General features: G+C 43.1%; 13 protein-coding genes and 2 pseudogenes. 9 read left to right on the top strand and 6 right to left on the bottom strand.

The window, feature by feature from the left end; all coding sequences use genetic code 11:
* Together Q0R35_RS14635 and Q0R35_RS14630 are read left to right on the top strand one after the other, a co-directional pair.
* Positions 1-679, top strand: a 679-nt coding sequence (locus tag Q0R35_RS14635; protein WP_295619759.1) for an NADP-dependent malic enzyme, incomplete at its 5' end; no start/stop codon positions are given.
* 190 nt (positions 680-869) lie between these two features.
* On the top strand, positions 870-1,094 hold the full coding sequence (locus Q0R35_RS14630; protein ID WP_295619757.1) for a ferredoxin-thioredoxin reductase variable chain: 225 nt from the start codon (positions 870-872) through the stop codon (positions 1,092-1,094).
* Positions 1,095-1,189: 95 nt separating this feature from the next.
* Here Q0R35_RS14630 and Q0R35_RS14625 read toward each other — a convergent pair whose 3' ends face one another.
* Positions 1,190-2,236, bottom strand: a complete 1,047-nt coding sequence (locus Q0R35_RS14625; RefSeq protein WP_295619724.1) for an adenylate/guanylate cyclase domain-containing protein — start codon at positions 2,234-2,236, stop codon at positions 1,190-1,192.
* Positions 2,237-2,309: 73 nt separating this feature from the next.
* On the bottom strand, positions 2,310-2,999 hold the full coding sequence (locus Q0R35_RS14620; RefSeq protein ID WP_295619721.1) for a DUF3120 domain-containing protein: 690 nt from the start codon (positions 2,997-2,999) through the stop codon (positions 2,310-2,312).
* 331 nt (positions 3,000-3,330) lie between these two features.
* Here Q0R35_RS14620 and lnt point away from each other — a divergent pair, with 331 nt between their 5' ends.
* From lnt to Q0R35_RS14605, 3 genes are read left to right on the top strand one after another with little or no spacing between them, the layout of a single operon-like run.
* The gene (gene lnt / locus Q0R35_RS14615; RefSeq protein WP_295619718.1) at positions 3,331-4,917 is read left to right on the top strand and encodes an apolipoprotein N-acyltransferase; all 1,587 of its coding nucleotides are present in this window, start codon (positions 3,331-3,333) and stop codon (positions 4,915-4,917) included.
* Between the two features lie 53 nt (positions 4,918-4,970).
* A complete protein-coding gene (locus Q0R35_RS14610; protein WP_295619715.1) occupies positions 4,971-5,831 on the top strand; it encodes a tetratricopeptide repeat protein in 861 nt (286 codons plus the stop codon).
* Between the two features lie 43 nt (positions 5,832-5,874).
* Positions 5,875-6,099, top strand: a complete 225-nt coding sequence (locus tag Q0R35_RS14605) for a hypothetical protein (protein WP_295619712.1) — start codon at positions 5,875-5,877, stop codon at positions 6,097-6,099.
* A gap of 140 nt (positions 6,100-6,239) precedes the next feature.
* Here the strand turns inward: Q0R35_RS14605 and Q0R35_RS14600 are convergent, their stop codons facing one another.
* From Q0R35_RS14600 to Q0R35_RS14590, 3 genes and pseudogenes are all read right to left on the bottom strand, one after another.
* Positions 6,240-6,380 carry a DUF2281 domain-containing protein gene (locus tag Q0R35_RS14600; protein WP_295619709.1) on the bottom strand — a complete coding sequence of 47 codons (141 nt, stop codon included), beginning with the start codon at positions 6,378-6,380 and terminating at the stop codon, positions 6,240-6,242.
* 119 nt (positions 6,381-6,499) lie between these two features.
* Complete coding sequence (locus Q0R35_RS14595; RefSeq protein ID WP_295619706.1) at positions 6,500-6,823, bottom strand: DUF4926 domain-containing protein; 324 nt, start codon at positions 6,821-6,823, stop codon at positions 6,500-6,502.
* A pseudogene (locus Q0R35_RS14590) lies at positions 6,820-7,166 on the bottom strand (DUF6883 domain-containing protein). Before Q0R35_RS14590 ends, Q0R35_RS14595 begins: the two are co-directional and overlap by 4 nt.
* Positions 7,167-7,304: 138 nt before the next feature.
* Between Q0R35_RS14590 and Q0R35_RS14585 the strand changes: the two are divergent.
* The 3 genes and pseudogenes from Q0R35_RS14585 to Q0R35_RS14580 all read left to right on the top strand — a co-directional run bounded on the left by Q0R35_RS14585 (position 7,305) and on the right by Q0R35_RS14580 (position 8,327).
* The gene (locus tag Q0R35_RS14585) at positions 7,305-7,511 is read left to right on the top strand and encodes a hypothetical protein (protein ID WP_295619699.1); all 207 of its coding nucleotides are present in this window, start codon (positions 7,305-7,307) and stop codon (positions 7,509-7,511) included.
* Positions 7,512-7,513: 2 nt separating this feature from the next.
* A pseudogene (locus Q0R35_RS19575) lies at positions 7,514-7,633 on the top strand (type II toxin-antitoxin system mRNA interferase toxin, RelE/StbE family); the annotation flags it as partial.
* A gap of 178 nt (positions 7,634-7,811) precedes the next feature.
* Positions 7,812-8,327 carry a transposase gene (locus Q0R35_RS14580; RefSeq protein ID WP_295619696.1) on the top strand — a complete coding sequence of 172 codons (516 nt, stop codon included), beginning with the start codon at positions 7,812-7,814 and terminating at the stop codon, positions 8,325-8,327.
* A gap of 33 nt (positions 8,328-8,360) precedes the next feature.
* Here the strand turns inward: Q0R35_RS14580 and Q0R35_RS14575 are convergent, their stop codons facing one another.
* The gene (locus tag Q0R35_RS14575; RefSeq protein ID WP_295619693.1) at positions 8,361-8,501 is read right to left on the bottom strand and encodes a hypothetical protein; all 141 of its coding nucleotides are present in this window, start codon (positions 8,499-8,501) and stop codon (positions 8,361-8,363) included.
* Between the two features lie 216 nt (positions 8,502-8,717).
* Between Q0R35_RS14575 and Q0R35_RS14570 the strand changes: the two genes are divergently transcribed.
* Complete coding sequence (locus tag Q0R35_RS14570; protein WP_295619690.1) at positions 8,718-9,080, top strand: hypothetical protein; 363 nt, start codon at positions 8,718-8,720, stop codon at positions 9,078-9,080.
* Positions 9,081-9,189: the final 109 nt, after the last annotated feature.

Here is a 9,189-nt window from a genome sequence, read left to right as displayed (position 1 = left end):
TCAACATGGTACCGCGATCGTCACCCTTGCCGCACTGTTAAACTCGCTCAAATTAGTTAAAAAATCCCTCGATACCGTCAAAGTTACCATTAATGGTGCGGGTGCGGCGGGGATTGCGATCGCTAAATTATTTACTACCGCAGGTGTCAAACATATCTGCATCTGCGATTCTAAAGGAATTTTATCTACCAGTCGCACCGATTTAAACCCTGAAAAACAAGAATTTGCCGTCGCTCAAACTGGTACCCTCGCCGATGCGATGGTAGGTGCGGATGTCTTTCTTGGTGTCAGCGCGCCGGGAGTCGTCACGGTCGAAATGGTAAAATCGATGGCAACAAATCCGATCGTGTTTGCGATGGCGAATCCCATTCCTGAAATTCAACCGGAATTAGTCAGCAATGACGTTGCAGTAATGGCAACCGGACGCAGCGATTACCCCAATCAAATCAATAACGTCCTCGCCTTCCCTGGTGTTTTTCGCGGTGCGATCGATTGTCGTGCCAATCAGATTACCATCAATATGTGTCTCGAAGCCGCCAAAGCGATCGCATCCCTCATCAACCCTAACGAACTCAATCGCGAGTACATTGTCCCCTCTGTTTTCGATAAGCGTGTCGCCACCGCCGTCGCTTCTGCGGTGCAGAAAGCCGCAAGGGAAGAGGGAATTGCTAAATATTAGGCTTTAGGCTTTAGGTTTTGGGCTTTGGGTTTCATGTTTTGGGTTTTGGGTTTTAGGGAAAAAGGGTAAAGGAACTACAAACACTCCCAACTCTCCCAACTCCCAACTCCCATCTCCCCGCTCGATTTATGAGAGAATAGGGAATTATTAGTTGAATTTTAATAATCGAAAATATAGGTAATTTAAGAATATGCAAGTAGGCGACCGCGTTCGTGTCAATACATCTGTAGTCATTTATCATCATCCCAAACATCGCGGTCAGGCTACCGACATTCAGAACCAAGAAGGTATCATCGATAAAATTGCCACTGAATGGAAAGGTCGCCCTGTCAGTGCCAATTTTCCACTGGTTGTCAAGTTCGATCTCGATAAACTTCGGGCGCACATGCGATCGGATGAACTAGAAGTAATTTAACCCTCGTCGGTTGGGTAGAAGCCTGCAAACCCAACATTTCTGGCATGTTGGTGTGTGAGTTGGGTTTTGCTATCGCTCAACCCAACCTACGAACCTTACTTTAATCCATCTGTATTATTCAAATTAATTTGAGTTTGTGGCTGGACGATTTGGGTAGTATTTCCGACATTTGCCAGTTGCAAAAAGGCATTCAGTGGCCCAAAATTAGTAGCATGGACGATCGAAGGTACATCATAGCCTTTAAGGTCTACCGAGCATTCTTTAAATACGCGATGTTTGCCGAGTAATGGTGCTAGATAACGATAAGTAGAAGCTCCGATCGCAATTTCAGCATTAAGATCTTTGGTAATTGTTTCGAGTCTAAATGCGGCGTTGACTGTATCGCCTAATGCCGTATAGTCTGGTCTGTCGCTACTGCCTGCATTACCAATCATCGCATGACCTGTATTGATGCCCGCCCCAATTTTCAGCTCGAATGGTAATGGATATTGCTGGCTCAACTCTCTGGTCATTTTATTGAGGTCGTCTAATGCCAAGAGAATATTCATCATCTCTTGTTTAGTAACGGTTTCGCCGTTATGAAACCATAATGCCATCAAGGCATCACCAATATATTTATCCACCCAACTCCCGCGATTGCGAATGATCGCCCCAGCATTGCGGAACCAAGTACTCATCACTTCAGAGAGTAAATTTTCGTTAGTCTGACGGGTGAGAATGGTAAAGTTTCGCATATCGACTACCATCACAGACATCAACTTCCGCAGGTGCAATACTGATGTTACCGTACCATCGAGAGTACCTTCGGCATCTATTCCCAGCGAACCATCGGCTCTAGGACAATGAAATTCAAATTCAGTTTGACCGAAAGTAATTGTATCCCCATCATGAATCGTGACAGGAATGCTGACTCTGCGCCCATTGACAAATGTGCCGTTACTACTGCCTAAATCGATGAGATAGTGATCGCCAGCATCGGTGTACTGAATCATCGCATGATTGCGAGAAATACACCGATCTTTGACGACAAATTGATTGTCATCTCCCCGACCGACAGTCCAGCAGTTGCCATCAGTTAATGATAGCTGGCGTTGACCGTTGTCAGTATTGAGAATTAGATGAGGTGAGATGCCCTGGTTCACGGTTGGGTAAAAATATGACGGTGAACTAGTCTATTGATACCTGTGCGATACTAACCGAATCTAGACCAATAATTTAGGCATGGCTAGCAACCCACAGAAACAAACTATCAACGACGATCGTGGTCAGGACTGCGCCGCTAAAGGCGTACCAATGCCACTGCTTCGTTCCTAAAGGTATTATACCCACACCCAATAGTAAATTTACGAGTACCACTGCCCAGGCTGTACCCCAAGGCGTGCGAACTTGCCCGATCGCTTGCTGTAAGATCGGCATAGCAAGTGTTGGATCGACTTGCATTACTTGTTTCCAATGCTCCATCAAGCCAACTTGATAAAAATATAAATCGGTAATTGCCGTTCCGACGAGCGAACCGAGGTAAAATAAAGCTCCAACCTTGCCAACACCGCGCCACAATGCCCAAATAGCAAAGGGTACGCCAATTGATTCGATCGGAATATGAATGGCAGGCTCCCATCTAAACCAGCCCCAATAAATCGCTCCAGCTAACCAACTCCAGCTAAATCCTAAAATCAGATCGCCCCAAATTTGGCTCTGAGCGCGTTGAGATAAGATCCACCCCAAACTAACCCACAAAATGGTGAGCACAACGCTCAAGACTGGATAATGCCGCACTAGGGGAGCTTCAATAAAGACAGGAACAGATACTAAAAATGCCGATCCGGCAAATACACCCCAATTGCTCTGGAGTTGCCATCGCCACGTTCCGTTAGTTTCGCTGGATTTATAGCTAGAGTTAAACAAAGTATTATAGAGATTATTGACTTAATGTTTAGTTATATAAAGGTATTATATGAGCTATATTGCGATCGAGCAAGACAGCAAACCTTGTAGATAATGACTTTGACAGCTTATTCGGTCAATAATATCCCGATTATGATTATGAGAAGTAGCTCTTTGAGGAGTTAACATTTGTTACGGGGAGCGACGATCGGTATAAAGTCTGACTGGTTAGTTGCCCGATCGTTAAACGATTCTAAAGAATTTACCGAGCGTCCGATTTCTAGCTAAATTCCTGCCCTGTGAGCTAGGTATACGCATCGCTCGGACTACACAACTACGCACTCATACTTAAATGCTGCTACCATTTCGCAACCCGTTGGCTAGATTGAATCGTCAGTTATTTGAGATCGGACTCGCACTGGGAAGTGGCATTTTAATGGGGCTGACATTCGCACCCGTTGAAGCTTGGTATCTAGCGTGGGTGGCACTCGCACCGCTCTGGTATTTAATCTGTCGCCAGCAACATTCTGCCGCCATTATTTATGGCTTAGGCTGGGGCATTGGCTGTTATGGATTGGCTTTGAGTTGGATTTTTGGTATTCATCCAATGACGTGGATGGGGGTGCCGTTTTTAGCTAGTTTGGGGATTGCGACTTTTTGCTTGACTTTTATCACTTTGTGGGGAGCAAGTTTAGTAATCTTCTGGTCGATCGGGATGCGGTTTATTAATTCTAAATCTCAATTAAATCCATTTATTCGCGTCCTGTTAGGTACGGTTTTATGGTGTGGATTGGAAGAGTTATATAGTCTTACCGATTTGTGGTGGACATCGATCGCAATGACTCAAAGTCCGCATAATTTAGCCATTTTACATTTAGGGCAATTATCTGGGCCGACTACTGTTACTGGTGGGATCGTGTTAGTTAATGGTTTAATTGCCGAGGGCTGTTTAGCGATCGAACAAGGTCGTCATCTAAAAATATTTCAAAAAATTCGGTATGGCTTTCCTTATTTTGGCAGCGCGATCGCGTCATTGATTGTGTTCCACTCGATCGGGTCTTATTTAGCTAACCAGTTGCTCGTTGAGCCGATCGAGTCTAGTCTAAAAATTGGGGTTATTCAAGGCAATATTAGTAATGAAGTCAGACATTATCAGTCTGGATACGATCTGGCAATGGATCGCTATACGAGCGGCTATAAATCTCTTGCTGATGAGGGCGTAGCCGCAGTAGTTACACCAGAAACAGCCCTGCCTTATACAGAAAGTCAAATTAAGCGCACTTCATTTTATCAAGCAATATTAACTCAAAAAGTACCCGTGTTTATGGGTGGATTTGGTGAAGCTGGGCGAAAGATGACTAATAGCATTTTGACGATCGATGGTGAGGGTCGAGTTATCAGCCGCTATAATAAGTCTAAATTAGTTCCCTTAGGTGAATATATTCCCTTCGAGCAATTTATCGGTAAACTTATTAGTACGATCTCACCGTTCGATTTGAATTTGATCGCTGGTAATTTTGACCAGATCGTCCACACACCATTTGGTAATTTTATTTTTGGCATCTGTTATGATTCAGCCTATCCCGAAAACTTTCGCCGTCAGGCTCAGACTGGACAATTAATTATTACGGCATCTAATGATGCTCATTATAGTAGCGGAATGCCACCACAACATCACGCCCTCAACTTGATGCGGGCGATTGAAACAGATCGATGGATGGTGAATGCGAGTAATACTGGTTATTCTACATTTATCGATCCGCACGGGCGCACGCAATGGATCTCGAAACTTAATGAATTTGCCGCTCACTCACATCAAATTTATCGCCGCAATACTCAAACTTTATACGTCAGATTTGGTAATTGGTTGACACCGCTATTATTCGCGATCGGGTTAATTTTATTTATCTGGCATTCTCGATTAGAAATGTTAAAATAAGTATGGGTGTGTCGATTGTAAAACTCTACATTTTCTGGATTTAAGGAATCACAATGCACTTATTTCAATGTCTTGTCAACGATTTCGATCGGTTTTGTGACGATCTCGACGATTTATTATTCGCCGAGTGGACGCAGACAAATCCATGTCGGAAAACAGCTCCTCAGCAACGTTCGCCTCGCACGTTCGCAGATTATAATCGGGCAATTCAAGCCGCACCAACCGATGCAAATCTCTATTACAATCGTGGCACCATTAGATCGCGCAACGACAATTCTCTGGCTATCGCCGACTATACTCAAGCCATCACACTCGATCCTAATTTAGCGCAAGCATACGCCGCTAGAGCCATCAGTTACACCCAAATCGATCGACTAACCGATGCAATTACCGATGCCGATCGGGCGATTTCCCTCAATCCCGATCTCAAATGGGCTTACCATGTCAGAGGTACCGCCCGATCGTATACTGGAGATAACCAAGGCGCGATTGCCGATTTTACTCGTTGCACTCAGCTCGAACCTAGTGCCACCGCTTACTATAATCTCGGTGTCAGCCAATTGACGATCGATCTCTACACTTCAGCCTTAGCCAGTCTATCTAAATCGATCGATCTCCATCCAGAGCTGGCTAGCTACTATGCACGCAGTATTACTTTGACTGGCTTAGGCGATACTTTCGGTGCCGATCGTGACTATAGCGAAGCTCTCTCTCGCGAAACCCCCGGTGCTGGGAGCCTTTATTCTAATGACGAACATGCCTATTATTTCCGCGCCCTAGCACGGTTGGCAAGAGGTATGCGCGAAACTGCCAAAGCCGATTTTCTCATCGCGATCGAAATCTGCGATCGTCATCATAATGGCGCACTCAGTCAACTAGCAACCGCTAAAATTGCCGAAATCGATCGAATCTAAATTATTCTGTTAAATTTAGATCCCTCCCCTTTATAGAACCCATTTGAGATCTTCGAGTGGGGTGGGTGTATGGGATCGATTCCGAATAATTCTCAAAATCTCAATCAAACCCGCCAACCCTACTGATAACCGATCGATCGTCACCATCCATGAATCCTTACAATCGATCGAACATCATCATCTACCCACGATCGAAAACCGATCGATATTTGCTAGTGGGGTTGGGCGGGTTCGTTCACAATTTCTGGAATTTGGCGACGATCGTTAGCACAAATCCGCCTCTACAGATCTAATAATATGAGATCGACCTTTATCCCCAGCCACACATTCGCCTGTACGGGTTCGTAGATGGCTTTGTTTATGCGTTGGCGTAGCCTCTCGTAAGAGAATCGATTCTTCATCGATCGACTACAAATCTTGCCATGCAACTTCTTCTGCTGGTTTTAACCAGTTTTTCTGAAGGATCGTTTCACTGAGCAAGGCAGTTTCCATCATCCCTTGCTGATGTTTAACTTTCAGATATTGTAAATAATCCAAGACTTTGGACAAAATACCATTACTTACGGTAGGCTACGCCAACGGGGGTGTTTTCAGTTTCTTGAATAATTTTTTCTCGAATATTCATATTTCATACCCGAACAACTGATGGGTGCAATAGCCGAAACATTTTAGGCAGATATCCTTTCGTTGTGAACGGAACGAGCAAATTCAAAAACTTTGGATAGATTATCTTCTGGTAAAGCAGATAAGATCGCCTGAATTTTTTCAGCGATTGGCACCCAAGTTTTAGAAGCAGATCGCCAAACTACAACAAAGGAATCTACCGATAGTGTAACCAACGCGATCGATTCTCCATCTGAATTGGTAAATTCTACCTCATACTGTGAATTGTCATATTCTTCGCAAATGGCACCTCGATCGCCCGCAGAGAGGCTATGAGCAGGTAAATCGATCGTGAGTTCGATGACATCGAAAAGTTCGGGATTTTTCATGGCCGTTTTTTCACATATAAGGTGACTAATCTAGCAAAATCAGTTTCTGGCTGAACTATCCAGCCAGCCTGAATCCTTACGTTTGATTTTCGGTACCTACTACTTCTAAATCTACCCGATATCGCTGTCCGTGTTGGTCTTCACTTGTTGGGATGACTTCGGCTGACATCACCTGAGATTGGATTTGTTCGAGTAGCAATTGATAGTTATCTCTGTTGTAACCCAAGACACGTTGAAAGACTATTGCTTTGTCCGCTCCGATGGGGTTATCGGGGTTCAATGCGTATTCTGTTAGCTTGCGTGGATCGATCTCAATGTGGGAAACAACGTCACCTAGTTTCATTTTACTGCACCCTTCGATCTATCTACAATTATATTCTCACGATCGACATCAATGCGACCTTTATCTCCACCCACATATTCACCTGTACGGGTTCGATTACTTGTAAAATAAACTTAAATATATATCCTCAACAAAGCTATGACTTTCAGTGATTTAGTCGAAACTGTCAAAGGTCTTTCGATCGATGAAAAAGAGGAGCTGCAAATGTTGTTGAAGCAATATCTTCGGGAAGAACGGCGAGAAGAGATATATAAGAACTTTAAGTTAGCACAGGAGGAAGAACAAGGGGGCGAATTGAAATATTCTGCCAATATCAACGAACTCAAGAGATCGATTGAGGAATAGTTGTGGAAGTCAGTTTTAGTTCTTCATTCAAGCGTGTTTTCAAAAAACGTATCAAAGGTAATCCCGATCTAGAAACTAGGTTTTGGCAAAAATTGGAACAGTTCACGCTCGATCCTTTCGATCGCATATAACCACGATCGAAATCGGATCGCCGTCGATGATTTGCTGGTGGGGTTGGGCGGGTTCGTTCACAATTTCTAGAGTTTATCAATGATTATTAGCATAAACCCGCCCCTACAGATCTAATAATAAATACGATCGAATCATATATAATTTTGGATTAGATTCAGTTGTTTGGGCATGATGAAATACAATCCCGATCGCTACCATCGCCAATCGATTCGGCTCAGTCGATATGATTACTCGAAATCTGGGGCATACTTTATCACTATTTGTACATATGAACGAGAACATATATTTGGCGACATTGTCGATGAAATAATGGTTTTGAACGCATTTGGCGATTTTGCTAGATCGCATTGGCAGCAATTAACACAGTATCATCCAAATATCATCATGGATGAATCGATCGTCATGCCAAATCATCTACATGGCATTATTTTTTTAGATGAATTAATAGAGAACACGAAATCGATTTCTGAAATTATTCGAGGGTTCAAAACATTTTCAGCAAAGGCAATTAATAAGGAACGCGGTTTGCGGGGTGTTCCAGTCTGGCAGAGAAATTATTACGATCGCATCATTAGAGACGAATTAGAACTCGCTCGCGTCAGACAATATATTATTAACAATCCCCAAAATTGGGACACAGATAAAAATAACCAAAACCAATCATCCACCCACACAGATCTGTAGGGGCGGGTTTATGCTAGAAATCATCGATAAATTCTATAAATCTCGAACGAACCCGCCCTCCCCACCAATAATGGATCGATCGTCACCATCCATGAATTCCAACGATCGATCGAATATAACCACGATCGAAAACCGATCGATAATTTGCTGGTGGGGTTGGGCGGGTTCGTTCACAATTTCTGGAATTTGGGGACATTTATTTGCATAAACCCGCCCCTACAGATCCAATAATATGGGATAGATCGAACTACCCACCCACACATTCGCCTGCACGGGTTCGTAGGGGCGGGTTTATGAGATCGATCTCGCACAATTCTAAAAATCTAAATCAAACCCGCCCTCCCCACAGATAATCGATCGAACATCATTTTGATAATTTTGGTAATATTTATGGAAGCAGTGAATCGTTTAAATAATTTATTATCTTCATATGATGAGTGTAGTTTATCATCCTTTGATGGCTGCCGTTTAGTAATAATTGGAGATTTCGATCTTACTTATCATCATGCTTTTGAAGCAGAGTTTGTGGAAGTTAGCTACATTAATTGCCCGACTTATTTCTATGCTCAGGTATTTCGTTTGGCTACTTCAGACGAACGGAAAAAGCTTGAGTTTGAGCTTGCAAACTATATAAATTTAGAAGATTACATTTTCTGTATTGAGTCAGACGAACGACATTTTTTTATTGCAGCAGAAAGTCTTATTATTCGTGAAGGATCGATACCACATCATCAAGCTGATAATTTCAAGTAAAAATGATGAACTTTATTTCATAAAAAAACACGAGTCGAAATCAAATTCCGACTCGTGCGTCTTTTAAACCTAAATTTCCTAACCCATCAATTTCTTAACCGCAGCCATA

The organism is Chamaesiphon sp. GL140_3_metabinner_50 (genome assembly GCF_025361915.1).
Taxonomy (GTDB): domain Bacteria; phylum Cyanobacteriota; class Cyanobacteriia; order Cyanobacteriales; family Chamaesiphonaceae; genus Chamaesiphon.
Note: the sequence above shows the minus strand (reverse complement) of the source record. Positions and strands in the feature narration are given on the sequence as shown.